At 64.8% G+C, this 23,835-nt stretch carries 22 protein-coding genes; 3 read left to right on the forward strand and 19 right to left on the reverse strand.

Going from position 1 to position 23,835, the window contains the following annotated elements; all coding sequences use genetic code 11:
* Nucleotides 1–193: 193 nt before the first annotated feature.
* The 3 genes from CEY08_RS01455 to CEY08_RS01465 form a co-directional block, all read right to left on the reverse strand.
* Complete coding sequence (locus tag CEY08_RS01455) at nucleotides 194–1,123, reverse strand: electron transfer flavoprotein subunit alpha/FixB family protein (protein ID WP_042792534.1); 930 nt, start codon at nucleotides 1,121–1,123, stop codon at nucleotides 194–196.
* 2 nt (nucleotides 1,124–1,125) lie between these two features.
* Nucleotides 1,126–1,875, reverse strand: a complete 750-nt coding sequence (locus CEY08_RS01460; protein WP_076815687.1) for an electron transfer flavoprotein subunit beta/FixA family protein — start codon at nucleotides 1,873–1,875, stop codon at nucleotides 1,126–1,128.
* Between the two features lie 71 nt (nucleotides 1,876–1,946).
* Entirely contained in the window at nucleotides 1,947–2,870 is a 924-nt protein-coding gene (locus CEY08_RS01465) for a histone deacetylase family protein (protein ID WP_082884687.1), read from the reverse strand.
* A gap of 10 nt (nucleotides 2,871–2,880) precedes the next feature.
* Between CEY08_RS01465 and mltB the strand changes: the two genes are divergently transcribed.
* Nucleotides 2,881–4,035 carry a lytic murein transglycosylase B gene (gene mltB / locus CEY08_RS01470; protein WP_063641738.1) on the forward strand — a complete coding sequence of 385 codons (1,155 nt, stop codon included), beginning with the start codon at nucleotides 2,881–2,883 and terminating at the stop codon, nucleotides 4,033–4,035.
* Nucleotides 4,036–4,075: 40 nt separating this feature from the next.
* On the opposite strand, the gene CEY08_RS01475 is transcribed toward mltB, so the two are convergent.
* Entirely contained in the window at nucleotides 4,076–5,125 is a 1,050-nt protein-coding gene (locus CEY08_RS01475) for a cyclase family protein (protein WP_042792531.1), read from the reverse strand.
* A gap of 67 nt (nucleotides 5,126–5,192) precedes the next feature.
* Here CEY08_RS01475 and CEY08_RS01480 point away from each other — a divergent pair, with 67 nt between their 5' ends.
* Together CEY08_RS01480 and CEY08_RS01485 are read left to right on the forward strand one after the other, a co-directional pair.
* The gene (locus tag CEY08_RS01480) at nucleotides 5,193–5,969 is read left to right on the forward strand and encodes an IclR family transcriptional regulator (protein WP_063641740.1); all 777 of its coding nucleotides are present in this window, start codon (nucleotides 5,193–5,195) and stop codon (nucleotides 5,967–5,969) included.
* Nucleotides 5,966–6,946: a Bug family tripartite tricarboxylate transporter substrate binding protein gene (locus tag CEY08_RS01485; protein WP_063959885.1), complete on the forward strand. Its 981-nt coding sequence runs from the start codon at nucleotides 5,966–5,968 to the stop codon at nucleotides 6,944–6,946. The genes CEY08_RS01480 and CEY08_RS01485 overlap by 4 nt, the downstream gene beginning before the upstream one ends.
* Nucleotides 6,947–7,049: 103 nt before the next feature.
* Here the strand turns inward: CEY08_RS01485 and cysM are convergent, their stop codons facing one another.
* The 15 genes from cysM to gyrA form a co-directional block, all read right to left on the reverse strand.
* Nucleotides 7,050–7,958, reverse strand: a complete 909-nt coding sequence (gene cysM / locus CEY08_RS01490; RefSeq protein ID WP_042796849.1) for a cysteine synthase CysM — start codon at nucleotides 7,956–7,958, stop codon at nucleotides 7,050–7,052.
* An 83-nt stretch (nucleotides 7,959–8,041) separates the two neighbouring features.
* Nucleotides 8,042–8,536 carry a ComEA family DNA-binding protein gene (locus CEY08_RS01495; protein WP_076815689.1) on the reverse strand — a complete coding sequence of 165 codons (495 nt, stop codon included), beginning with the start codon at nucleotides 8,534–8,536 and terminating at the stop codon, nucleotides 8,042–8,044.
* A 190-nt stretch (nucleotides 8,537–8,726) separates the two neighbouring features.
* Entirely contained in the window at nucleotides 8,727–9,716 is a 990-nt protein-coding gene (rfaD, locus tag CEY08_RS01500) for an ADP-glyceromanno-heptose 6-epimerase (RefSeq protein WP_076815691.1), read from the reverse strand.
* Entirely contained in the window at nucleotides 9,713–10,654 is a 942-nt protein-coding gene (gene rfaE1 / locus CEY08_RS01505) for a D-glycero-beta-D-manno-heptose-7-phosphate kinase (RefSeq protein WP_076815693.1), read from the reverse strand. Before rfaE1 ends, rfaD begins: the two co-directional genes overlap by 4 nt.
* Entirely contained in the window at nucleotides 10,651–11,865 is a 1,215-nt protein-coding gene (gene lapB / locus CEY08_RS01510) for a lipopolysaccharide assembly protein LapB (RefSeq protein ID WP_042792526.1), read from the reverse strand. Before lapB ends, rfaE1 begins: the two co-directional genes overlap by 4 nt.
* A 56-nt stretch (nucleotides 11,866–11,921) precedes the next feature.
* On the reverse strand, nucleotides 11,922–12,236 hold the full coding sequence (locus CEY08_RS01515; protein WP_042792525.1) for a LapA family protein: 315 nt from the start codon (nucleotides 12,234–12,236) through the stop codon (nucleotides 11,922–11,924).
* Between the two features lie 139 nt (nucleotides 12,237–12,375).
* Nucleotides 12,376–12,735 carry an integration host factor subunit beta gene (locus CEY08_RS01520; protein ID WP_013392394.1) on the reverse strand — a complete coding sequence of 120 codons (360 nt, stop codon included), beginning with the start codon at nucleotides 12,733–12,735 and terminating at the stop codon, nucleotides 12,376–12,378.
* A 3-nt stretch (nucleotides 12,736–12,738) separates the two neighbouring features.
* On the reverse strand, nucleotides 12,739–14,451 hold the full coding sequence (gene rpsA / locus CEY08_RS01525; RefSeq protein WP_026382780.1) for a 30S ribosomal protein S1: 1,713 nt from the start codon (nucleotides 14,449–14,451) through the stop codon (nucleotides 12,739–12,741).
* Between the two features lie 195 nt (nucleotides 14,452–14,646).
* Nucleotides 14,647–15,336: a (d)CMP kinase gene (gene cmk / locus CEY08_RS01530; RefSeq protein WP_076815695.1), complete on the reverse strand. Its 690-nt coding sequence runs from the start codon at nucleotides 15,334–15,336 to the stop codon at nucleotides 14,647–14,649.
* A gap of 13 nt (nucleotides 15,337–15,349) precedes the next feature.
* The gene (gene aroA, locus CEY08_RS01535; RefSeq protein WP_076815697.1) at nucleotides 15,350–16,672 is read right to left on the reverse strand and encodes a 3-phosphoshikimate 1-carboxyvinyltransferase; all 1,323 of its coding nucleotides are present in this window, start codon (nucleotides 16,670–16,672) and stop codon (nucleotides 15,350–15,352) included.
* Between the two features lie 5 nt (nucleotides 16,673–16,677).
* Complete coding sequence (locus CEY08_RS01540; protein WP_042792524.1) at nucleotides 16,678–17,580, reverse strand: prephenate dehydrogenase; 903 nt, start codon at nucleotides 17,578–17,580, stop codon at nucleotides 16,678–16,680.
* Nucleotides 17,577–18,698 (reverse strand): histidinol-phosphate transaminase, encoded by a 1,122-nt coding sequence (hisC, locus tag CEY08_RS01545; RefSeq protein WP_063959889.1) that lies wholly within the window; start codon nucleotides 18,696–18,698, stop codon nucleotides 17,577–17,579. The genes CEY08_RS01540 and hisC overlap by 4 nt, the downstream gene beginning before the upstream one ends.
* A gap of 11 nt (nucleotides 18,699–18,709) precedes the next feature.
* Nucleotides 18,710–19,795, reverse strand: a complete 1,086-nt coding sequence (pheA, locus tag CEY08_RS01550; protein WP_042792522.1) for a prephenate dehydratase — start codon at nucleotides 19,793–19,795, stop codon at nucleotides 18,710–18,712.
* Nucleotides 19,788–20,918 carry a 3-phosphoserine/phosphohydroxythreonine transaminase gene (gene serC / locus CEY08_RS01555; protein WP_042792521.1) on the reverse strand — a complete coding sequence of 377 codons (1,131 nt, stop codon included), beginning with the start codon at nucleotides 20,916–20,918 and terminating at the stop codon, nucleotides 19,788–19,790. The genes pheA and serC overlap by 8 nt, the downstream gene beginning before the upstream one ends.
* On the reverse strand, nucleotides 20,918–23,587 hold the full coding sequence (gene gyrA / locus CEY08_RS01560; RefSeq protein WP_042792520.1) for a DNA gyrase subunit A: 2,670 nt from the start codon (nucleotides 23,585–23,587) through the stop codon (nucleotides 20,918–20,920). The genes serC and gyrA overlap by 1 nt, the downstream gene beginning before the upstream one ends.
* Between the last annotated feature and the right edge of the window lie 248 nt (nucleotides 23,588–23,835).

Consider the following 23,835-nt stretch of genomic DNA (forward strand, 5'->3'; position numbering starts at 1 on the left):
GAATCTCCTTCGTTCTGTACAGGCCAAGCACTTGCGCGAATCGAGCTGCGCGTGAAACACATTATCAGAAACTTTCGATAAAGCAAAAGATTTGGAGAGTCTGGACTGAAAGAGTTCAAACCACTGTCTCCAAAAACGGAAAAGCCCGCCAGCGCGAAGCTGGCGGGCCCTTCATACAACGGCGTCTTGCGGCTTACAGCGCGCCGGTGAGTTCAGGCACGACCTGGAACAGATCGCCCACCAGGCCATAATCCGCCACGCCGAAAATCGGCGCTTCCGGATCTTTGTTGATGGCGACGATGACCTTCGAATCCTTCATGCCGGCCAAGTGCTGGATAGCACCCGAGATACCAACCGCCACGTATAGCTGCGGCGCGACGATCTTGCCGGTCTGACCGACTTGCCAGTCGTTAGGCGCGTAGCCAGCGTCAACCGCAGCGCGCGAAGCACCGAGCGCGGCGCCGAGCTTATCGGCCAGCGGATCCAGGATCTTGAAGTTCTCGGCGCTGCCCAGGCCACGACCACCGGACACCACCACGCGAGCACCCGCCAGTTCCGGACGATCGCTCTTGGCGACTTCCCGGCCCACGAAAGTGGACAGGCCCGAATCGGCAACGGCGGCAACTTCTTCCACCGCGGCGGAACCGCCTTGCGCGGCCACGGCGTCAAAGCCGGTGGTGCGCACGGTAATGACCTTGACGGCGTCGGCCGACTGCACCGTGGCAATCGCGTTGCCGGCGTAGATCGGGCGCTGGAAGGTGTCGGCGGATTCCACGCCAATGATGTCGGAGATCTGCGCCACGTCCAGCTTGGCAGCCACGCGCGGGGCCACGTTCTTGCCCGATGCGGTGGCGGGGAACAGGATGTGGCTGTAGCCCGAGGCCACGGCCAGCACTTGTGCGGCGACGTTCTCGGCCAGGCCGTCGGCCAGCTGCGGCGCGTCGGCCAGCAGGACCTTGGCGACACCCGCGGCGGCGGCGGCCTGGTCGGCCACGGCGCGTGCATTGGCGCCGGCGACCAGCACATGCACGTCGCCTCCGATCTTGGCGGCGGCGGCGACGGCGTTCAGGGTTGCGCCCTTGAGCTGGGCGTTATCGTGTTCGGCAATAACCAGCGTCGTCATGTTCAGACCACCTTCGCTTCATTCTTGAGTTTGTCCACCAGGGCCGCGACATCGGCCACCTTGATGCCGGCCTTGCGGGCGGGCGGCTCGCTGACCTTCAGCGTCTTCAGGCGGGGAGCCGGATCCACACCCAGTTCTTCAGGGGTGACGGTGTCCAGCTGCTTCTTCTTGGCCTTCATGATGTTCGGCAGCGTGACGTAGCGCGGCTCGTTCAGGCGCAGGTCGGTGGTGACGATCGCCGGCAGCTTGAGGGTCAGCGTTTCCAGGCCGCCGTCCACTTCGCGCGTCACGGTAGCCTTGCCGTCGGCCAGTTCAACCTTGCTGGCGAACGTGGCTTGCGGCCAGTCCAGCAGCGCGGCCAGCATCTGGCCAGTCTGGTTGGCGTCGTCATCGATGGCTTGCTTGCCCAGGATGACCAGTTGCGGCTGTTCCTTGTCGACCAGCGCCTTCAGCAGCTTGGCCACGGCCAGGGGCTGGAGTTCGGCATCGGTCTGCACCAGCACGCCGCGGTCGGCGCCAATGGCCATGGCCGTGCGCAGCGTTTCCTGGCATTGCGCAACGCCGCAAGAAATCGCCACGACTTCGGCAACGGCACCCTTCTCCTTCAGGCGGGTCGCTTCCTCGACGGCGATTTCGTCAAAGGGGTTCATGGACATCTTCACATTGGCGATATCCACGCCGGTTTGATCAGACTTGACGCGCACCTTGACGTTGTAGTCAACGACGCGCTTGACAGGTACCAACACCTTCATCCCGCTGCCTCCAAATGGAAAATAATTACCCGGCATGCGCCGGGATCGCATTGCACAATTTTTTCCTGATTCTACAGCTTCGCCAGCGCTCGTATATGGGCGACCACGCTACGGCCCAGGGCTGACAAGTTGTAACCGCCCTCCAGGGTACTGACGATCCGCCCCTGGCAGTGGCGCTCGGCCACCTCCACGAGCTGCTCCGTTATCCAGGCGTAATCGGCCTCGACCAGGCCCATCTGCCCCATGTCGTCCTCGCGATGCGCATCGAAGCCCGCCGACACCAGGATCAGCTCGGGCCGGTGCGCTTCCAGCGCCGGCAGCCAGGTGTCGGTGACGATGCCTCTTACCGCCGCCCCGCCGGTATATGCGGCAACGGGCACGTTCAGCATGTTCGTGGCCGGATTCTCGGTGCCGCTATTGGGAAAGAAGGGATGCTGGAAGAAGCTGCACATCAGCACCCGGTCGTCCCCGGCAAAGATGTCTTCCGTGCCATTGCCATGGTGCACGTCGAAATCGACGATGGCCACCCGCGACAGGCCATGGAAGTCCAGCGCATGCTGCGCTGCAATGGCGACGTTGTTCAGAAAGCAGAATCCCATGGCCTGGGAACGGCAGGCATGATGACCCGGCGGCCGCACTGCGCAAAAGGCCGTGCGGGCTTCGCCACCGATTACCGCGTCCACCGCTGCCACCCCCGCCCCCGCCGCGTACAGGGCGGCTTCATAGGTGTGCGGATTCATCAAGGTATCCGGATCGATAGGGAAATACCCTTGCTCCGGCAAATGTTCGCTCAAACTGTTCAGATACTGGACAGTATGCACACGCAAGATGTCGTGGCGCGATGCCTGCGGCGCCTGGCGGTCATCCAGGTAAGGCATCAAGCCGCTGGCAAGCAACTGGTCTGAAATGGCGTCCAGCCTCTGGGGGCTTTCGGGATGCCAACTGCCCATTTCATGCAAGCGGCATGCCGGGTGGGTAAGATACATGGTCTCCATAAGGAAGATTATGTTCATCTGTCGGCGATTACTGCAACTCGGAACGCTCTCCGCCCTGCTGGCGGGCTGCTCCACCACCGCCCCCACTGCCCCCAATACCGCCGCCGGCCAGCCGGCCTCCGATTCAACCCCGGCCCCCATCCGCATCGGACCCAGTGCGCCGACACCTGGCCCCGAGCTGGCGGACGACGCCCCGGCCGCGCTGGGCGCCAACGGCGCACTGCGACCCGAAGTCCGCTCCTTCGTGGAAAACCTGGCCGCCGAGCGCCAGTTGCCGCTGGACCCGATGGTCGCAGCGCTGGCCGGATCACGCTACAACGCCACGGTGGCGCGCCTGATCGCGCCATCCCCGCCGGGTAAAAAGATCTGGCGCAGCTGGCTGACCTACCGCTCGCGCTTCGTCGAACCCAAGCGCATAGGCTGGGGCGTGGACTTCTACAACGAAAATCGCGACTTGCTCAATCAGGCGGCGCAGCGCTTCGGCGTGCCGGCGCCCATCATCGCCTCGATCATCGGCGTCGAAACGCTTTATGGCCGCAATATGGGCAATTTCCGCGTGCTCGACGCGTTGACCACGCTGGCCTTCGACTACCCGGACCCCGCCAAGCCCGAGCGCGCCACCATGTTTCGCGGCCAGCTCGCCGACTTCCTGACCCTGGTCATGCAGGACAAACTGGAGCTGGAAACCCGCGGCTCCTATGCCGGCGCCATCGGCATGCCGCAGTTCATGCCCACCAGCGTGATGCATTACGCCGTGGACGGCGACGACAACGGCCATATCGATCTGACCAACAATACCCGCGACGCAATCATGTCCGTGGGCAGCTTCCTGTCGCAGCATGGCTGGCAGCGTGGCCTGCCCGTGTTCGCGCCGGTGGTGCTGCCTGGCGATCCGGCCCCGCTCGTGGACGGCGGACTGGAACCCAAGCAGAGTTGGGGCACGCTCACCGCGGCCGGCGCGCGCCTGCAGCCAGGAGCATCTGCCGCCGGGTGGAGCAGCCAGCCGCTGGGCGTGGTCGACCTGGTGGAAGAAGCCCGGGGCACGGCGCAATACCGTGTCGGCACGCCGAACTTCTTCGCGCTCACCAAGTACAACCGCAGCTACTTCTACGCAACCTCGGTCGCGGATCTGGCTAGCGAAATCGAAGCGCGCGTGGGCCGCTGAGCGCACCAGGGGCCGCGGCGCCGACCGCCGCGGCCCTGTCTTAAACCGTGGCGACCGGCGTCGCCGGCGAACCCACGGCGCCAGGCAGGTTCAACGGCGGCGCGGTCAGCAGGAAGCGGCTGCGGCCATTGCTGGCAAGCCAGCGCGCAAGCGCGCCCAGATACCACATCTCACCTATCGGCATGCCAAGCTTGAAGATGCAATGGTGGTGCAGCGGCAGCGCCGCGCAGCAGGCATTGGGCTTCTGGGTGGGGTAGATTTCCAGGGCATGGTTGTCCGACGCCATGGCCGCCACCTTGGAGTCCGTGATCCACTGCAGCAGCTTCTCGTCGCTGCCGTCCAGGCCGGCGCAGATCTCGTGCAGGGTGTGCGCGTCGGGCTCGCGGTTCTTCTCCAGCAAGGCATCGCCGAATTCCGTGTGGAACAACACGATATCGCCGCGCTCGATCTCGATTCGGTCCGCCTCCAGTATCCGCATCAGATCGTCATAGCCGACCGACTTCTGCTCTCGGCCGAAATGGCGCGCCAGGTCGACCATCACGCCCCGGGTCTGCAGGCACGACTCGGCCAACTGCGTGATATCCAGCTTCTTGGCATTGGAGGCCGGCCCTTGGCCCAGATCGGTCTTGGCGTAGCCATTGTCCACGTCATAGTCCACCGGCCCCACCACGTGCTCGTTTGGCCGGTAACCGTTGTAGTAAACCCGCTCGGGCAGGCCGTCGCCGTTGGCGTCGAACAACGCGCCCACATGCGCCAGCGAATCCCATTGCGTGGAGTACTGCAAGCTCATTTCCACGATGTCGTCGCTCAACACGTCGACGCATCCGGGACGCAGGCGTCCAAGCGGAAAATTCAAGTACTGGTCGCCGTCCCTTTCGGTGGGGCGCAGCTTCGGCGGATGGCGCCGGACGTTCACCCCGTTGCCGCCCGGGTAATCCAGCGGCAGCGACAGGCAGAAACTCAGTCCTTCGCGGACTTCCCGTATGCCGCTCAGCACGTTCGCGGGGGTGATGTAATTCAGGCAACCTCGCTGGTCGTCAGGCCCGAAATCTCCCCAGTTCGATCCCTCAGGACGGTTCTTCCATCTCATGCGTAGCGACTCCTTGGCGATTGAATGCTGTTTGACATAAATTTATCACGTATAGGATACTAACATCATGGATGTGAAAACTGCTGGCCGAGTCCTGGACGTACTGAACCTCTTCGCCGAGGAGCAGAAGCCTTTGCTGTACAGCGAAATTGCCGCGCAGATGGGCATTCCGCTCTCGAGCTGCCACGGTCTCCTGAAGACCATGGTGGCGCGCGGCTATCTGTATGAAATCGGCAAGAAACATGGCTATTACCCGACGCAGAAACTGATCCACGTGGCCACGCTCATTTGTCACAGCGACCCGCTCAACGCAGTCATCGAGCCCGTGCTGGCCCAGGTGCGCGACCTGACCGGAGAGACCGCATTGCTGGCCAAGCTCGCCGACGACAAGGTCGTATACCTGATCGTCGCGGAATCGAAACAGACGATCCGCTTCTCTCATCAGCCGGGCGGCTTCAAGGCGGTGCACGCCACCAGCTCCGGCAAGGCGCTCCTGTCCGTCCTGTCCCAGGACGAACGAGAGAAATGGTTCAAGGCCTACAGCGGTTTTGCCGCCTACACGGACAGCACGCTGACCAGCCGGGAAGCCTTCGACCGGGACCTGGAAGCGGGCGTGGCGCGCGGCTGGCAGCGATCGGTGGGCGAGAACGTCGAGGACGTGATGTCAATTTCGCTCGGGTTTCGGGCCTATGAACAACCATTTGCCATTGTGGTGGCCGGCCCGCTAGGCCGAATGCAAAAGAATGAAGCCACCACGGGGAAACAGCTGACCGAGGTCAAGGCAATGCTGCACGCGGCGCTGCCCTCGGCCAACCTCACTTTTGTAGGAGAAGACAGTAGATGAACAAACGCACCTTCCTCGCCGCGGCATGCTCGGCGATTGCCACGGCGGCCCTGCCGGCCGCAAATGCCTATGCGCAGGCGGACTATCCGGACAAGCCCATCCGCGTGATCATGCCGTGGGCCGCGGGCGGGCCGACGGACGTGGTCGGCCGCGTGATCGCGGTCCAGATGGGAGAGATACTGGGTCAGCCGCTGGTGATCGAAACCCGCGCGGGGGCCAGCGGCACCATCGGCACCGCCCAGGTGGCCAAGGCGCCTGCCGACGGCTACACCTTGCTGATGAATCCCTCGGTGCAAGGCATCTACCCCGCTCAATTCAAGAATCTGAGCTTCGATCCGATCAAGGACTTCCGGATGGTGGGCGTGCTGGGCACGGTGCCGATGGTGGCCGTCGTCCCGCCCGATTCCAAGTTCAAGACCTTCGGCGACCTGATCAAGCAAGGCCAGGCACAGCCTGGCTCGCTGACCTTCGCCTCCCCCGGCGTCGCCACCTTGCCGCATCTGGCGGGCGAGCTGATCAATACCTCCACCAAGGCCAAGATCACCCACGTCGGCTACCGCGGCAGCAGCCCGGCGCTGACCGACGTCGCGGGCGGCCACGTGGACCTGATGTACGCGCCGCTGGCGCCGGCCTTGCCTCTCATCCAAAGCGGCAAGATCCGCCCGATCGCGGTCACCACCAAGGCGCGGCTGGCCGAACTGCCCGACGTGCCCACGATCGCCGAAAGCGTCCTGCCCGGCTTTGACATCGTCACCTGGTACGGCATGTGGGCGCCAAAAGATACGCCGCAGCCCATCATCGCCAAGCTGAACAAGGTCATGATCGAAGCGTCGCGATCGCCCAAGGTGGTGGAGGCCTTGAAATCGCAAGGCACGATGCCCAGCGCCATGAGCTACCAAGAGGCCGAAGCCTTCAATCTCGCGGAAAGCGAACGCTGGATCAAGGTGATGCAGGACGCCGGCATCCAGCCCGAGTAAGCGGCAACGAGAGAGCGCGCGACTGCTGCTCCCGTCCAATGAAAAACCGCCATGCCCGGGGCCAGCCCGGCATGGCGGTTTTGTTTGACCCGGATACCGAAAGTCAGTTGAAAACGCCCGTGGACAGGTAGCGGTCCCCGCGGTCGCACACGATGAACACGATGGTGGCGTCGTTCACGCGCTCCGCCACGCGCAGCGCGGCAACCAATGCGCCCGCCGAGGAAATCCCGCCGAAAATGCCCTCTTCCGCGGCCAGCCGGCGCGCCATTTGCTCGGCGTCCTTCTGCTCGATGGATTCGTAGGCGTCCACCCGGCTGCGATCAAAAATCTTGGGCAGGTAGGCTTCGGGCCACTTGCGGATGCCCGGGATGGACGACCCTTCGGCGGGCTGCGCGCCTACCACCTGCACTGCGGGATTACGCGACTTCAGGTAGGTCGACACGCCCATGATGGTGCCCGTGGTGCCCATGGCGCTCACGAAGTGGGTGACGCGCCCGTCGGTCTGATTCCAGATTTCCGGCCCGGTAGTCTCGATGTGGGCACGCGGGTTGTCGGGATTGGCGAACTGATCCAGCACCAGCCCACGGCCGTCGGCCTGCATGGCCGACGCCAGATCGCGGGCATATTCCATGCCGCCCTTGTCCGCAGGCGTCAGGATCAGTTCGGCGCCGTAGGCCGTCATGGCCGCGCGGCGTTCCACCGACAGGTTGTCCGGCATGATCAGGATCATGCGATAGCCGCGCATGGCGGCCGCCATGGCCAATGCAATGCCGGTATTGCCGCTGGTCGCTTCGATGAGGGTATCGCCGGGCTTGATGTCGCCGCGCTCTTCCGCGCGCGCGATCATCGACAGGGCCGGCCGATCCTTCACGGAGCCGGCGGGGTTGTTGCCCTCCAGCTTGGCCAGGATGACATTGCCTCGGGCAGCGCCCGCGGCCCCGGGGATGCGCTGCAGGCGTACCAGCGGCGTGTTGCCGACGGTTTGCTCGATAGTGGGATAGGTAGTAGTCATGCGGACGATAATAACTCTGCCTGGCGGCACGCGGCGCCAAAAGCCGCGCTCCCGCCAGGGCTACCCGTACTGGCCGGCCGTCGTCAGGGCCGGGCGCGGGCTGTGGGCGGAGACGCCACCGCCTTCGTTTCGGGCTTGGCTTCCGGTTTGACCGCCCCCGCCCTGCCCGGCGCAGGCTTGCCACGGAGCTCGCCGGGCGCGGCCTGTGACGCCGCCCCGCCTATCTGCAGGCCGGCTTCCTGCAGGGCCTGCGCTCTTTTCGGGCCTATGCCGCGCACCCGCTCAGCCAGATCGTTCAGGGACTCGAACTTCCCTCCCCGCTCGCGCTCCTTCACGATGATTTCCGCCATGCGCGGGCCAATGCCTCGAACGCCTTCGAGCTGCTGCGGGTTGGCCTGGTTGACGTCCACCGCATGCGCGGACGACGCCCCGAAACCCAGCCCCGCGGTCATCAATAGCGCGCCCACCGCCTGTCGCAAGGGACGCGCGCCGGCGCCGGAACCGATGGGCGCTCGCGGCCTGCGCCACCGCGCATAGGACGAAGGCCGCGCCGTGGCGGATTGAAGAAATGGATTCATGGAAGGTCTCCCTGGAGTCTGGCGCAACGGCTGTCACGCCACGCCCAGATCATGCCGAGGACCTTGCCGCCCGCGTCCGTGCAGTGAACGTATACGTCCGCCCCGGCAAACCACAGGGCAAAAAAAAACCACCGGGGGCCGGTGGTTTTTCAGGAACGGCGCTGTCGCGGCGCCGGCCGCCCGCGTCTCTTTACTTGCGGGCGCGCCAATAGCGCACGTACTCCGTCACCCCGGTGCGCACGTCGCGCATCGGTGCCTGGAAGCCCGCCGCGCGCAGGCGCGTGACATCGGCCTGCGTATAGCTCTGGTAGCGGCCTTTCAGGTCGTCCGGGAACGGGATGTAGCGGATGAGATCCAGCTCGACCAATTGCGCAAGCGTCAGCTCGGATTCGCCGCGCTCGCTGCGCAGCGCATTGACTACGCCAGCCGCCACATCGTTGAACGGCTGCGCCCGGCCGGTGCCGCAGTTGAAAATGCCCGACTGCTCCGGATGGTCCAGGAAATGCAGGTTGACGGCCACCACGTCCTCGACGGAGATGAAGTCGCGACTCTGGCCGCCATCCACATAACCGTCCCAGCCCGCGAACAGGCGCACGTGTCCGTGCTCCAGGAACTGGTTCATATTGTGGAACGCCACCGAGGCCATGCGGCCCTTGTGCTGTTCGTGCGGGCCATAGACGTTGAAGTAGCGCAAGCCCACGACTTGTGCCGTCAGGCTGTCCATGCGCTGGCGCAGGACCTGGTCGAACAGCAGTTTGGAATAGCCGTAGACGTTGAGCGGGCCTTCATTCGCCGGATCTTCCACGTAGATCGACGAACCGCCGTAGACCGCCGCCGACGAGGCGTACAGGAACGGAATGCGGCGTGCCTGGCAAAACTCGAACAGCTCCAGCGTGACACGGTAGTTGTTATCGAGCATGTAGCGGCCATTGCGCTCGGTCGTGTCCGAGCAGGCGCCCTGATGCAGCACGGCTCGCACTTCGCGCAGGCTGCCGTCAAGGATTCGGCGGCGGAAGTCGTCCTTGTCCATGTAGTCCGCGATCTGGCAATCGACCAGATTGACGAACTTGTCGCCTTCGGTGAGGTCATCGACTGCGATGATGTCCTGGATACCGCGACGGTTGAGTCCGCGCACCAGGTTGCTGCCTATGAAGCCCGCGGCTCCGGTAACGACGATCATGAGGATACTCCTGCCAATTCCGCGGCGGTGACGATGGAGGTGCCCAGCTTGCCCACGGCGATGCCCCCGGCCTTATTGGCCCAGCCCATCGCGTCGACCCACGGCAAGTCGATGGCTCGCGATACGGCCAGCGTCGCCAGCACGGTGTCGCCTGCGCCGGACACGTCGAACACTTCATGCGCCTGCGCGTCGATGTGATCGCGCCCCGCGTCGGTAAACAAAGTCATGCCTTGCTCGGACCGCGTCACGAGCAAGGCTTCCAGATCCAGGTCGGCGCGCAGGCGCTGCGCCCGACTGGTAAGTTCGGCCTCGGAATTCCAGCGGCCCACGGCCTCCTGCATCTCCGAGCGATTGGGGGTGACCAGGGTAGCGCCGCGATAACGGGTGTAATCGTGACCCTTGGGATCCACCAGCACCGGGACCCCGGCGCTACGAGCCAGGGCAATCAGCGATTCGACCCGCGTCAGCACACCCTTGGCATAGTCGGACAGCACGACGATGTCATGGTTGGCCAGATGGCGGGCAAAGGCCGCATCCACGTTGTCCAACGCCGCCTGCGCGGGATGCTGCTCGAAATCCACGCGCAACAACTGCTGCTGGCGGCCCAACACGCGCATTTTCAGCGTGGTGTGCAGGGACGGATCGGCGATCAGCTCGGTCTGTATGCTGGCTTCGGTGGACAAACGCCTGACGCTATCGCCTGCCTCGTCTTCGCCCAGCACGCCTACCAGGGTCACGTGGCCGCCCAGGGCCGCTACGTTGCGCGCGACGTTGGCGGCGCCTCCCAGACGGTCTTCGCGGCGCGCGACGCGCACCACGGGAACCGGCGCTTCTGGCGAAATGCGTTCGACTTCGCCGAACCAGTAACGGTCCAGCATGACGTCGCCCACCACGAGGACACGGCTATGCGAAATGGCTTCGGCGGGAAAAGAGTTCATTCAAGTTCTTCCAGACGGCGCGGCGCATAGGTTTCCCAGGCATTGCAGCCGGGACATTGCCAGTAAAAGCGACGCGCCTGAAAACCGCAACTGCGGCATGCGTAGCGGTCCAGCCGCTGCGTATGCTTGTGGATCAGGCTGCGCAACAGCGTCAGGTCGGCGCCGGGCACGGGGCCTTGCTCGACGCTGCCTTCCGAATTGGCCAGCTCGGCCTCCAGCAGGCGGTCCAGCCCCAGGAGCGATGGGTGGCTGCGCAATGCGTTGCGGGCGAACGCCCACGAGGGCGAAGCGCCTTTCTGGACGCGGAGTTCGCGAAACAGCACATTGAAAAGGTCCAGCGAGGCATGGCGCTCGTACTGCTTCTGCAACACGTCGAGCCCGGCTTCCTCCTGGTTGGCCGCGCGGTAGTTGGCCAGGACCTGTTCGGCCACCAGGCCGGCATACTCCGGAGCGTCGGTCATGATCGACTCCAGATACAGCCTCTCGCGCTTGGGATCCTGCTCGATCAAGGCCAGGCGGGCGCGCAGCATGGCGGTGCGGACCATGGCCCCCTTGCCCGAACCGGGATCGATGGTCGACAGGGCATGGTCGGCGGCATCCAGCGCCTTGTGGGCTGCGTCGATATCGGCGGGCTTGGCCGCCAATGCGGTCTGCGCCTGTTCGCAGTAGTAATGCACGATCTGCGGCACGGGTTCGTCGACCAGGCCTTGCAGCGTCTTCACGGCTTCGATGGCGCGCGGCCAATCGTGTTCCGATTCATAGATGCGGATCAGCGAACGCAGCGCGGGCAAGGCATAGCGGGTGTCCTTGAGCTGTTCGAAGCCGCTTTCGGCGCGGTCCAGCATGCCGGCTTTGAGGAAGTCCTGCGCCAGCTCGTGCTGCGCATGCTCGCGCTCGGCCGCAGGCAGATCGGAACGGTTCAGAAGGCTTTGGTGCACGCGAATCGCGCGCTCCATCTCGCCCCGGCGCCGGAACAGGCTGCCAAGCGCAAAGTGCAGCTCGGTGGTTTCGGGGTCCAGCTTGGCCACTTCGACGAAGGCGTCGATGGCGCGATCCGGCTCCTCGTTGAGCAGGAAATTCAGCCCGCGGAAATAGGAGTCGGGCAGGCTGCGGGTTTCCCGCAGCATTTGCCGGATATCGAAGCGCGCGGCCAGCCAGCCCAGCGCGAACAATACCGGCACGAAAATCAACCACCAAGGTTCAAAATCCACTATGCGGGCTCTTGCGGTGTCAGTGCGGAAAAGGATTCAGGGCCGGCGCGTGCACATCACAGCGGCGACATCGGGGCAACGGCCTCCGGCGGCACGGCGGGCGTGGTGCCATTCACGGCGGCCTGCACGCGGTCCAGTTCGCGGCGCAGGCGCATGGCTTCACGGCGGCGGCGCATGGCGGCAGGCACGGTCAGCAGCAAGCCGAACAAGGCGCCCAACACGAACACGACCAGCATCACGACGATGAGCGGAACATCCTGCACCACGTAATCGGCGTAGAACTTCACGGCGACCGGGTCCGTGTTTTTCAACGCAAACATCAATACTGCAACAAACACGAGCAATCGCAGGGCCCAGACAAGGTAGCGCATGGCGCATGCTCCAAAGAATTCGAGACTATCAATTGTAAGCGACGGATCCCGCCTGCCGCCAAAAAACAAAGCCCCTTGATTGCTCAAGGGGCCAGGTTTTCGGTCCGATCCGCCCGAAGGCGGCCTTTCAGCCGTGCCGTCAATGCATGGCGTGCAGACTCACCATCGACGGCATCGGTTCACTCGATCCAGAGGATTGAGCGTCCTCATCATTGCCGCCGGCCAAGTCCACCCGCTCGCGCAGTTCCTTGCCCGCCTTGAAGTGCGGCACCTGTTTTCCAGGCACCAGCACCTGTTCGCCGGATTTCGGATTGCGACCGATGCGGGGAGACCGCTGCGACAGCGAAAAGCTGCCAAAACCGCGGATCTCGATGCGCTGACCCGAGGCCAGGGCCTGGGTCATTGCGTCGAGCACGGTCTTGACCGCGTAATCGGTGTCGCGGGCGGCCAGCTGAGGATAGCGGGCCGCCAAGGCGGCGATCAGCTCCGACTTGGTCACGAATTAACCGTCGTTGCGCTGTTGGTCCAGCTTGGCCTTCAGCAGCGCGCCGAGGTTGGTGGTGCCGGACGAAGCGCTGGCGTCGGACATGCGCTGGATCGTTTCGGCGGTTTCGGCGTTGTCGCGAGCCTTGATCGACAGCTGGATCGAACGCGTCTTGCGGTCGATGTTGACGATCATGGCTTCGATGTTCTCGCCGGCGGTCAGAACGGTGGTGGCATCTTCGACGCGGCCCGAGGAGATCTCGGAAGCGCGCAGGTAGCCTTCGACGTCCACGGACAGCGTGACAACAGCGCCCTTGGCTTCGACGGACTTGATGGTGCCCGGAACAACGGCGCCCTTGTCGAAGGTGGCAACGAAGTTGTTGAAGGGGTCGCCTTCCAGCTGTTTGATGCCCAGCGAGATGCGTTCCTTGTCGGTATCGATGCCCAGAACCACGGCTTCGATCTCGTCGCCCTTCTTGAAGTTGCGCACGGCTTCTTCGCCGGTTTCCGTCCACGACAGGTCGGACAGGTGAACCAGGCCATCGATGCCGCCGGGCAGACCGACGAACACGCCGAAGTCGGTGATCGACTTGATGGCGCCGCGGACCTTGTCACCACGCTTGAAGTTGGTGGCAAACTCTTCCCACGGGTTCTGACGGCATTGCTTCATGCCCAGCGAGATGCGACGACGGTCTTCGTCGATTTCCAGGACCATGACTTCGACTTCTTCGCCCAGGGTCACGACCTTGCGCGGATCGACGTTCTTGTTGGTCCAGTCCATTTCGGAGACGTGCACCAGGCCTTCGATGCCGGCTTCGACTTCAACGAACGCGCCGTAGTCGGTCAGGTTGGTGACCTTGCCGAACAGGCGGGTGCCTTGCGGGTAGCGGCGAGCCAGGCCCACCCACGGATCTTCGCCCAGTTGCTTGACGCCCAGGGAGACGCGGCTCTTTTCCTGGTCGAACTTGAGCACCTTGGCTTCGACTTCCTGACCCACTTGCAGGACTTCGGAGGGGTGACGCACACGGCGCCAGGCCATGTCGGTGATGTGCAGCAGGCCGTCGATGCCGCCCAGGTCCACGAACGCGCCGTAGTCGGTGATGTTCTTGACCACGCCCTTGACCACAGCACCTTCGTGCAGGGTTTCGAGCAGCTTCTGGCGCTCTTCGCCCATGCTGGCTTCCAGCACCTGGCGACGCGACAGAACGACGTTGTTGCGCTTGCGGTCGAGCTTGATGACCTTGAATTCGAGGGTCTTGCCTTCGTACGGGGTGGTGTCCTTGACCGGACGCAGATCCACCAGCGAACCCGGCAGGAACGCGCGGATGCCGTTGGTCATGACGGTCAGGCCGCCCTTCACCTTGCCGGTGATGGTGCCGGTAACCAGCTCGCCGTTTTCCAGGGCCTTTTCCAGTTGCAGCCAGGCCGACAGGCGCTTGGCGCGGTCACGCGACAGGATGGTGTCGCCGTAGCCGTTTTCCAGGGAATCGATGGCCACCGAGACGAAATCGCCGGGTTGCACTTCGAGCTCGCCCTGGTCGTTCAGGAACTCTTCCAGGGGGATCAGCGCTTCGGACTTCAGGCCGGCGTTGACGACGACGAAATTGTGGTCGACGCGCACGACTTCGGCGCTGATGACCTCGCCGGACTTCATGTCCTGGCTCTTGAGGCTTTGTGCGAAAAGGTCGGCGAAGCTTTCGCCGCCGGTGGCGGTAGTGGAAACGGAAGACATGGGGTTGAAATCCATTGGGCCGAAATGGCCGTTAAAAACACACCGCAGCGGATTGCCCGCCACAGTGGAGTCAAAATACCTGCTTGCCGGTTTACCCTTGCGGGGTGTCCCGTGGGGGCTGCGCCTGGCGTGAACAGGGCCGATAAAAATAGAAAACCTGCGGAGGATTCGCGGGGAAAGTCCGGGACCTATACGTCAATCCGCGGCGGCGTTCTTCCAGAAATCCAGTATTGCCTGCACCGTTTCCGCAACCGTCAAATTGGACGAATCCAGCACGTGTGCATCTGCTGCGGGAGCCAAGGGAGCCGTAGTTCGCCCCATATCGCGGGCGTCCCGCTCGCGCATATCCCGCAGAAGGTCATCAAGATTAGCAGAAATTCCCTTTTCGATCAACTGCTTACAGCGCCTCTGCGCCCGCGCGACCACATCGGCCACCAGGAACACTTTCAGGGGCGCATCGGGAAACACCACCGTGCCCATGTCTCGGCCGTCCGCCACCAGCCCCGGCGCGAGCCGGAAGGCGCGCTGGCGCTCGAGCAGGGCCTGGCGCACGCCCGGGAAGGCCGCCACGCGCGAGGCGAAATTGCCGACTTCTTCGCGGCGGATTTCATGGCCGACATCCACGCCCTCCAGGTAGACATGGGGACCTTCGAATCGCACATCGAGGGTCTCGGCCACGCGCGCCACGGCGGGCTCGTCTTCGGCGGACAAGCCACGGTTGAGCGCCGCCAAGGCGGTCAGGCGATAGAGGGCGCCGCTGTCGAGCACCGCCCACCCCAGCGCCTTGGCGACGCGGTGGGCCACCGTGCCCTTGCCGGACGCGGTGGGGCCGTCGATGGTGATGACAGGCACGACAGAGGAAATATCAGAGGGAATCGAAGTCATGGGCAATTCTTCGCTAGGCCGCTACCAGGCCCGCGTAAACATCAAAGTAACCCGGGAAGGTCTTGCTGACGCAGCCCGGATCGAGAATACGCACGGCCGCGGGCCCGAAAGCCGCAAGCGAGAAGCACATGGCCATGCGGTGGTCGTCCCAGGTGCCGATGTGGGCGTCGCGCCAGGCGTCCGGCGCCGGCGGCGTCACGCGCAGCCAATCCGGCCCCGATTCCACCTGGGCGCCCAGCTTTTCGAGCTCGGTTTGCATGGCATGGATGCGATCCGTTTCCTTGACGCGCCAACTGCCGATATTGCGTAGGCGGCACGGCCCGTCGGCGTACAGGGCCAGGGCGGCCGCGGTCATGGCGGCGTCCGGAATCAGGTTGAAATCGGTATCGAAGGCTTTCAGGCGTTCGCCCTGGGCGACCCGCGCGCCGGACACCTCGATCCAGTCGGGGCCGTAGCTCACCGTGGCGCCCATGTCCGCCAGCGTGCCGGCAAAGGCGACGTCGCCCTGGATGCTGTCCGCCCCGACGCCGGTGACGCGCAGCGGTCCGCCGCCGATCGCACCCAGCGCCAGGAAATAGGACGCCGTGGAGGCGTCGCCCTCGACCGCGATCCGTCCCGGACTGCGATAAGACGCCCCGCCTTCGATGACGAAGCGGCTCCAGCCGTCGCGGCGGACCTGCACGCCGAAACGCGCCATCAGGTTCAGCGTGATCTCGATATAGGGCTTGGAGATGAGTTCGCCCAGCACCTCGATGGTGACGGGCTTGCCGCTGCGGCCCGCTTGCAGCGGCGCGGCCATCAGCAAGGCGGTCAGGAACTGGCTGGATACCGAGCCCTGCACGCGCGTGACCGCGTCCGCCGCGATGTCTCCGCGGCCGATGCGCAGGGGCGGATAGCCGGGCTGGCCCAGGTAATCGATGCGCGCGCCCAGGGCTTTCAGCGCGTCGACCAGATCACCGATGGGGCGCTCGTGCATGCGCGGCACGCCGGACAAACGGTAGTCGCCGCCCATGAGCGCCAGCGCGGCGGTCAGCGGACGGATCGCGGTGCCCGCATTGCCCATGAACAGGTCCGCGCTTTCCACGGGAAAACGCCGCACGCCTTGCACCGTGACGCTGCCCGCCTCCAGTTCCGATACCTGCACGCCCAACTGGCGCAGAGCGCCGAGCATGACGCGGGTGTCGTCGGAATCCAGCAATCCGGTGATGACCGTGCTGCCCTCGGCGATGGCGGAGAGCAGCAGCACGCGATTGGAAATGCTCTTGGAACCAGGCAAGGCGATCACGCCCCGCGCTTGCCGCACGCGCGGCAGATCGAGATAAGGCAAAGCGCCCATGTCAGCTACTCCTTGCGCCAGCCGCGGCGGGCGCGGGCCGCCGTGTCCAGCAACGTCAGCAACGCCGCGCCATCGCCCTCGGCAATGGCGCGCTCGGCACGATCCAGCACCGCGCGCACGTCAGCCAATTCGGCCAGCATTGCGTCACGGTTGGAAAGAAAGATGTCGCGCCACATCTCCGGCGAACCGGCGGCAATGCGCGTGAAGTCGCGAAAGCCGCTGCCGGCCAGCCCCAGGCGCGTCGGCGCGTCGGCGGCCTCGGCGACCTGAGCCATATAAACGGACGACAGTAGATGCGGCAAGTGGCTGACCGACGCCAGCACCCGATCATGGGCGTCGGCGTCCATGTCGATCACATCCGCTTCGCAAGCCTGCCAGGCACGGCGCACCAGGTCCAGCGAGGGCGGCGCATTCTCGCCCAGAGGCGTCAGGATGACCGTGCGCTTGCGGTAAAGGCCGGCATCGGCGGCTTCGGGTCCGGTGCGCTCGGCGCCCGCGATGGGATGGCCTGGCACGAACTGCGCGACCCGGTCGCCCAAGGCAGCCCGCGCCGCGGCAACCACTTCAAGCTTGGTGCTGCCCGCATCGGTCAGCACGGTACCGGGACGCAAATGCGCACGCATGCGTGCCAACGCGTCCGCCAGCCCGCCCACCGGCGTCGCCAGCAGGATTAGGTCGGCGCGCGCGGCCGCTTCCTCGGCGCTCGCGGCCTCGTCGATCAGGCCCAACTCAATGGCGCGCGCCAGGGATTGCGCATTGCGCCCTACCCCCAGCACCCGGCCGACCTGCCCGGCGCGGCGCAAGGCTGCGGCGAAGGATCCGCCGATCAGACCCACCCCCACGACGGCCAATACAGGAATCAGGGGGCCAGCGGCCCCCTGATCGGATTTCGGTGACGCGTCGTTCATGCGGAAAGAATGGCAGTCAAGGCGTCGATGAATCGCTCGTTTTCCTGCGGCAGCCCGATGGAGACCCGCAGCCACTCCGGCAAGCCGTCGCCGGCGACCGGACGCACGATCACGCCTCGCTTGAGCAGTTCAAGGTTGATGCGCGGGGCGTCGCCCACATGCACCAGCACGAAATTGCCGTAGCTGGGCACGTAGCGCAGCTTCAGGCGTTCGAACGCGGCGCACAGTTGCGCCTTGCCCGCCTTGTTGGAGGCGTAGGCCTCTTCCAGATAGGCCGCATCGCGCAGCGCGGCGATAGCCGCGGCCTGCGCCAGCGTGTTGACGTTGAACGGCTGACGCACGCGGTTCAGCAGGTCGGTCAGGGCAGGCTGCGCGACCGCGAAGCCCACACGCAGGCCCGCCAGGCCATAAGCCTTGGAGAACGTGCGCGACACGATCAGGTTCGGGTAGCGGCGCACCAGGGCGGTGCTGTCGAAGCGGAACTCGGGATCGAGATATTCGTTGTAGGCCTCGTCCAGCACAACCGTCACGCGATCGCCATGGGCGGCATGAACGCGCTCCAGGAAGGCCGCGATCTGGTCACCCGGCACGAACGTGCCCGTCGGGTTGTTCGGGTTGGCAATGAACAGCAGCCGCGTATCGTCGGCGATGGCATCGAACATCGCGTCCAGGTCATGGCCGTAGTCCTTGGCCGGCACCACGATGTGGCGCGCGCCGCGCGCCTGCGTGGCCAGGCGGTAGACGGCGAACGAATGCTGTGCGTAGACGGCCGACACGCCCGGCTCCAGCAGCGCCAGCGCCGCGATTTCCAGGATGTCGTTGGAGCCGTTGCCCAGCGTGACCCAGTTCATCGGCACGCCGTAGCGCTCGGCCAGCGCGGCCTTCAGATCAAAGCCATTGGGATCCGGATAGCGGGCCAGCGACTCGGCCGCGGCCAGCATGGCTGCGCGCGCGGACTTGGGCATGCCCAGCGGGTTTTCGTTGGACGCCAGCTTGACGATGCCGGCGGGATCCAGCCCGAATTCGCGGGCCAGTTCTTCGATGGGCTTGCCCGCCTGGTAAGGCGCAATGGCGCTGACGTGCGCGGGAGCAACGAGGGGCTTGGATGCGGTGGTCATGTCGGAGGGACTCACGGCGCCGGGTAGGAACCCAGCACTTTCAGGTAGGCAACCTGCGCCTGCAAGGCGGCCAGGGCGCGTTCGACGTTCGGATCATTGCGGTGACCCAGGACGTCCACATAGAAATAGTATTCCCACTGGCCGGTGCGGGCGGGCCGCGACTCGAAGCGCGTCATGGACACGCCGTTGGCCGCCAGCGGCGCCAGCATTTCGTAGACGGCGCCCGCGCGGTTGGGCACCGCCAGGATCAGGCTGGTCTTGTCTTTGCCGCTGACCAGCGGCTCGATGTTGCCGATCGCCAGGAAGCGCGTGCGGTTGTGCGGATCGTCCTGGATGCCCGCGGCGACAATCTGCAGGTTCCAGGCGGGCGCCGCCACCTCGCCGGCGATGGCCGCGATGCTCGGATCGGCCGCGGCCGCGCGAGCAGCCTCGGAATTGCTGGACGCGGCCACGCGCGCCACGTCGGGGTAGTTGCGCGTGAGCCAGCCCTGGCATTGGGCCAGCGCCTGCGGGTGCGCGGAAATCGTCTTGATCCCGTCCATGCTGCCGGACTGCGACATCAGGCAATGGCGGATGACGAGCGAACGCTCGCCCAGGATCTTCAGCGGCGTATTCAGCAGCAGGTCCAGGCTGCGGTTGACCGCGCCTTCGGTGGAATTCTCGACCGGGACCATGCCCACGTCGGCCTGCCCCGCTTCGACGGCGCGGAAGACCTCATCAAAGGATGCGCACGGCAGTTTCTGCACGGCGTGGCCGAAATGCTCCTGCGCGGCCTGCTCCGAGAACGAGCCTTGCGGCCCCAGGAAGGCGACCGTCATGCCGCGTTCCAGGCCGCGGCAGGCGGAGATGATTTCGGTCCAAACCGCCGCCACGCCGGCATTCGGAAACGGGCCGGGATTGGTCTGCTGCAGGCGGCGGATCACGTCGGCTTCGCGCTCGGGGCGCAGAACCGGGCCGTCGGCGTTCGCGGCATGCTTGACCTCGCCCACTTCCAGCGCGGCGCTCGCGCGCTGCGTCAGGAGGTCGAGGATCTGAGCGTCCAGCGCATCGATGCGCTGGCGCAGGGGAAGCAGCTTGCGCTGCAGATCGTCATCCATAGCGACGCTCGAATTCCTTGAGGTACTCGACCAGCGCCGCGACTCCAGCAAGGGGCACGGCGTTGTAGATGGAGGCACGCATGCCGCCCACGCTCTTATGGCCCTTGAGCTGCGTCAGGCCGGCCGCGTCCGCGCCTTGCAGGAAGGCATCGTTGAGCGATTCGTCGTGCAACACGAACGGCACGTTCATGCGCGAGCGCACGGGCGCGTGGATGGGATTGCGGTAGAAACTGGTGCTGTCCAGGTAGCCGTAGAGCAGATCGGCCTTGGCCTTGTTCGCCGCTTCCATGCCGGCGACGCCGCCATTCGCCTTGACCCACTTGAACACCAGTCCTGCGACGTAGATGGCAAAGGTGGGGGGCGTGTTGTAGCGCGAATGCTCCGCGGCCACGTTGGCGTAATCGAACGCGGACGGGCAGATCGGCAAAGCGTGGCCGATGAGATCGCGGCGCGCGATGACCATGGTCACACCCGCCGGGCCGGCGTTCTTCTGCGCGCCGGCATACAGCATGCCGCAACGCGTCACGTCCATGGGACGCGACAGGAAGTGCGAGGACGCATCGACGACCAGCGGCACGTCGGGCGCGCCCAGCGCGGCGGTATCGGGCCAATCCATGAACTCGACGCCACCGATGGTTTCGTTGCTGCACAGGTGCAGATAGGCCGATTCCGGCCGCACCTGCCAGGAGTCGACGGGCGGCACCCAGGTCAGCGGCGCCTGCTCGCGGCCGTCCAGCTGGATGGCTTGGTCGCTGCTCGCTGCCACATGGGTGCTGCCGTAGCGGCCGGCTTCCTTGTACGAACGCTTGGACCAATGGCCCGTCACGACGAAATCAGCCGCCGGCGTGCCGCGGCGTCCCATGAGGTTCATGGGAACGATGGCGTTTTCCCCGGAACCGCCGCCTTGCATGAACATGATGGCGTAATCCGCCGGCAGTCCCAGCAAGTCGCGCAGGTCGGACTCGGCTTCATCGCAGATCTGCACGAAATGCTTGCCGCGATGGCTCATTTCCATCACGGACATGCCGCTGCCGTGCCAGTCCAGCATTTCTGCAGCGGCTTGCTGCAGCACCACCTCGGGCAAGGCCGAGGGGCCTGCCGAGAAGTTCCAGGGGCGGGCCATTATTGCTCCGTAGGTTCCGTCGAATCCGTCGAGTCCGCTGCGCCGTTGTCGTCGCCGCCATCCGCATCCTGGCCGTCATCGCCCAGGTCGCTGTCATCGTCCGCGTCGCTTTCCACGACACGGCGCACGCCGGACAGCGAGCTGCCGTCGTCGACGTTGATGAGCGTGACGCCTTGCGTGGCGCGGCCCATTTCGCGGATTTCGGAGACGCGGGTGCGCACCAGCACGCCGCCGGTCGTGATCAGCATGATCTCGTCCGAAGGCATGACCAGCACGGCGCCGACGACCTTGCCGTTGCGCGAGCTGGTCTGGATCGCGATCATGCCCTTGGTGCCGCGGCCGTGGCGCGTGTACTCGGTGATCGGGGTGCGCTTGCCGTAGCCGTTTTCAGTGGCCGTCAGCACGCTTTGCGTTTCATCGCCAGCCACGAGCAGCGCGATGACGGTCTGGGAGTCTTCCAGCATCATGCCGCGCACGCCGCGGGCGTTGCGGCCCATCGGGCGCACATCGTTTTCGTCGAAGCGCACTGCCTTGCCTGCGTCCGAGAACAGCATGACGTCATGCTGGCCGTCGGTGAGGTCGGCGCCGATCAGGTAGTCGCCATCGTCCAGGTCCACGGCGATGATGCCGGCCTTGCGCGGATTGGAGAAGTCGGACAGCGGGGTCTTCTTGACCGTGCCGCGCGAGGTCGCCATGAAGACGTAGTGGTCTTCGCTGAATTCCTTGACCGGCAACACCACGGTGATCTTCTCGCCTTCGGCCAACGGGAACATGTTGACGATGGGCTTGCCGCGCGAGTTGCGCGTGCCTTGCGGCACTTCCCAGACCTTGAGCCAGTAGACGCGGCCGCGGTTGGAGAAGCACAACAGGAAGTCGTGCGTGTTGGCGATGAACAACTGGTCGATCCAGTCGTTTTCCTTCATGGCCGTGGCCTGCTTGCCGCGTCCGCCGCGCTTCTGCGAACGGTACTCGGACAAGGGCTGGCTCTTGATGTAGCCGCCGTGCGACAGCGTCACGACCATGTCGGTCGGCGTGATCAGGTCTTCGGTGTCGAGCTCGGTGGCGTTGAGTTCGATTTCCGAACGGCGCGTGTCCTTGGCGCCGGTGGAGAACTCCGCCTTGATGGCCTGCAGCTCTTCGCCAATGATCGTGGTGATGCGCTCAGGGCGCGCCAGGATGTCCAGCAGGTCGGCGATGGTGGACATGATGTCCTTGTATTCGCCGACGATCTTGTCCTGCTCCAGCCCGGTCAGGCGTTGCAGGCGCATGTTCAGGATTTCCTGGGCCTGGGTATCGCTCAGGCGGTACATGCCGTCGCCCTGGAGGCCAAACTCGGCGCCCAGGTCGTCCGGACGGAAGGCCGCGCGGCCTCCCGGCGTGTCGCCATCGGCGCGCGACAGCATTTCGCGTACCAGCGACGAGTCCCAGGACTTCGCCATCAGTTCCTGGCGCGCGACCGGCGGGGTCGGCGCCGCCTTGATGATGGCGATGAAATCGTCGATGTTGGCCAGCGCGACGGCCAGGCCTTCCAGCACGTGGCCGCGTTCGCGGGCCTTGCGCAGCTGGAACACCGTGCGGCGCGTGACCACTTCCCTGCGGTGCTGCAGGAAGTAATCGATCATCTGCTTCAGGTTGAGCAGGCGGGGCTGGCCATCGACCAGCGCCACCAGGTTCATCCCGAAGGTGTCCTGCAGCTGGGTATTCTTGTACAGGTTATTCAGCACCACTTCGGGCACTTCGCCGCGCTTGAGCTCGATGACCAGGCGCATGCCGTCCTTGTCGGACTCGTCCCGGATATCGGAGATGCCTTCGATCTTCTTGTCGTTGACCAGCTCGGCGATGCGTTCCTGCAGCGTCTTCTTGTTGACCTGGTAGGGAATCGCGTCGACCACGATGGCCTGGCGATTGCCCTTCTCCATGTCCTCGAAGTGGGTCTTGGCGCGCATGATGACGCGGCCACGACCGGTGCGGTAGCCTTCGCGCACGCCGGACATGCCGTAAATGACGCCGCCGGTGGGGAAATCGGGGGCCGGGATGAGCTCCATGAGCTCATCGACCGAGCAGCCCGGATTGCGCAGGCAGTACAGGCAGCCGTCGACCACTTCCTGGAGGTTGTGGGGCGGAATGTTGGTGGCCATGCCCACCGCGATCCCGGAGCTGCCGTTGACCAGCAGGTTGGGCAGGCGCGAGGGCAGCAGCAGCGGTTCTTGCTCGCTGCCGTCGTAGTTGGGGCCGAAGTCCACCGTTTCCTGGTCGATGTCGGCCAGCAGTTCGTGGGCGATCTTGGCCAGACGGATTTCGGTGTAACGCATCGCCGCGGCGTTATCGCCGTCGATCGAGCCGAAGTTGCCCTGGCCGTCGACCAGCATGTAGCGCATGGAGAAATCCTGCGCCATGCGGACGATGGTGTCGTAGACGGACTGGTCGCCGTGGGGGTGGTATTTACCGATGACGTCCCCGACGATACGCGCGGACTTCTTATAGGCGCGGTTCCAGTCGTTGTTCAGTTCGTGCATCGCGTAGAGCACGCGCCGGTGGACAGGCTTGAGGCCGTCCCGCACATCCGGTAGCGCCCGCCCTACGATCACGCTCATTGCGTAATCGAGGTAACTGCGGCGCATCTCTTCTTCCAGCGATACCGGAAGCGTCTCCTTGGCAAAGGAATCCATATATATAACGACAGAATCGTGTAAGGAGGAACCCGGGCCGGGTAAACAGGAAATTCTATCATCCGATTCCCGGAGCGGTCAGAAGGGCCTCCCGAAGTGGCCGCTTGGCGGACCGGACCGAAAGACATGAAGAGGTGGCCGACGTTGCGCCCGGCCGCGTCCTGCGGGCCTGTTGTCAAAAACCAACATGGAAAACCGATGGAGTGCCGAAAACGTCATATCCAGCACCAATGCGCCTCTCCAGGGAA

The organism is Achromobacter insolitus, from assembly GCF_002209555.1.
Taxonomy (GTDB): Bacteria; Pseudomonadota; Gammaproteobacteria; order Burkholderiales; family Burkholderiaceae_B; genus Achromobacter; species Achromobacter insolitus.

Excerpts from the sequence above, each read along its gene's own strand:
- CEY08_RS01455 (WP_042792534.1), bottom strand. The coding sequence starts at position 1,123 with ATGACGACGCTGGTTATTGCCGAACACGATAACGCCCAGCTCAAGGGC.
- CEY08_RS01460 (WP_076815687.1), bottom strand. The coding sequence starts at position 1,875 with ATGAAGGTGTTGGTACCTGTCAAGCGCGTCGTTGACTACAACGTCAAG.
- CEY08_RS01465 (WP_082884687.1), bottom strand. The coding sequence starts at position 2,870 with ATGGAGACCATGTATCTTACCCACCCGGCATGCCGCTTGCATGAAATG.
- mltB (WP_063641738.1), top strand. The coding sequence starts at position 2,881 with ATGTTCATCTGTCGGCGATTACTGCAACTCGGAACGCTCTCCGCCCTG.
- CEY08_RS01475 (WP_042792531.1), bottom strand. The coding sequence starts at position 5,125 with ATGAGATGGAAGAACCGTCCTGAGGGATCGAACTGGGGAGATTTCGGG.
- CEY08_RS01480 (WP_063641740.1), top strand. The coding sequence starts at position 5,193 with ATGGATGTGAAAACTGCTGGCCGAGTCCTGGACGTACTGAACCTCTTC.
- CEY08_RS01485 (WP_063959885.1), top strand. The coding sequence starts at position 5,966 with ATGAACAAACGCACCTTCCTCGCCGCGGCATGCTCGGCGATTGCCACG.
- cysM (WP_042796849.1), bottom strand. The coding sequence starts at position 7,958 with ATGACTACTACCTATCCCACTATCGAGCAAACCGTCGGCAACACGCCG.
- CEY08_RS01495 (WP_076815689.1), bottom strand. The coding sequence starts at position 8,536 with ATGAATCCATTTCTTCAATCCGCCACGGCGCGGCCTTCGTCCTATGCG.
- rfaD (WP_076815691.1), bottom strand. The coding sequence starts at position 9,716 with ATGATCGTCGTTACCGGAGCCGCGGGCTTCATAGGCAGCAACCTGGTG.
- rfaE1 (WP_076815693.1), bottom strand. The coding sequence starts at position 10,654 with ATGAACTCTTTTCCCGCCGAAGCCATTTCGCATAGCCGTGTCCTCGTG.
- CEY08_RS01515 (WP_042792525.1), bottom strand. The coding sequence starts at position 12,236 with ATGCGCTACCTTGTCTGGGCCCTGCGATTGCTCGTGTTTGTTGCAGTA.
- rpsA (WP_026382780.1), bottom strand. The coding sequence starts at position 14,451 with ATGTCTTCCGTTTCCACTACCGCCACCGGCGGCGAAAGCTTCGCCGAC.
- cmk (WP_076815695.1), bottom strand. The coding sequence starts at position 15,336 with ATGACTTCGATTCCCTCTGATATTTCCTCTGTCGTGCCTGTCATCACC.
- aroA (WP_076815697.1), bottom strand. The coding sequence starts at position 16,672 with ATGGGCGCTTTGCCTTATCTCGATCTGCCGCGCGTGCGGCAAGCGCGG.
- CEY08_RS01540 (WP_042792524.1), bottom strand. The coding sequence starts at position 17,580 with ATGAACGACGCGTCACCGAAATCCGATCAGGGGGCCGCTGGCCCCCTG.
- hisC (WP_063959889.1), bottom strand. The coding sequence starts at position 18,698 with ATGACCACCGCATCCAAGCCCCTCGTTGCTCCCGCGCACGTCAGCGCC.
- pheA (WP_042792522.1), bottom strand. The coding sequence starts at position 19,795 with ATGGATGACGATCTGCAGCGCAAGCTGCTTCCCCTGCGCCAGCGCATC.
- serC (WP_042792521.1), bottom strand. The coding sequence starts at position 20,918 with ATGGCCCGCCCCTGGAACTTCTCGGCAGGCCCCTCGGCCTTGCCCGAG.
- gyrA (WP_042792520.1), bottom strand. The coding sequence starts at position 23,587 with ATGGATTCCTTTGCCAAGGAGACGCTTCCGGTATCGCTGGAAGAAGAG.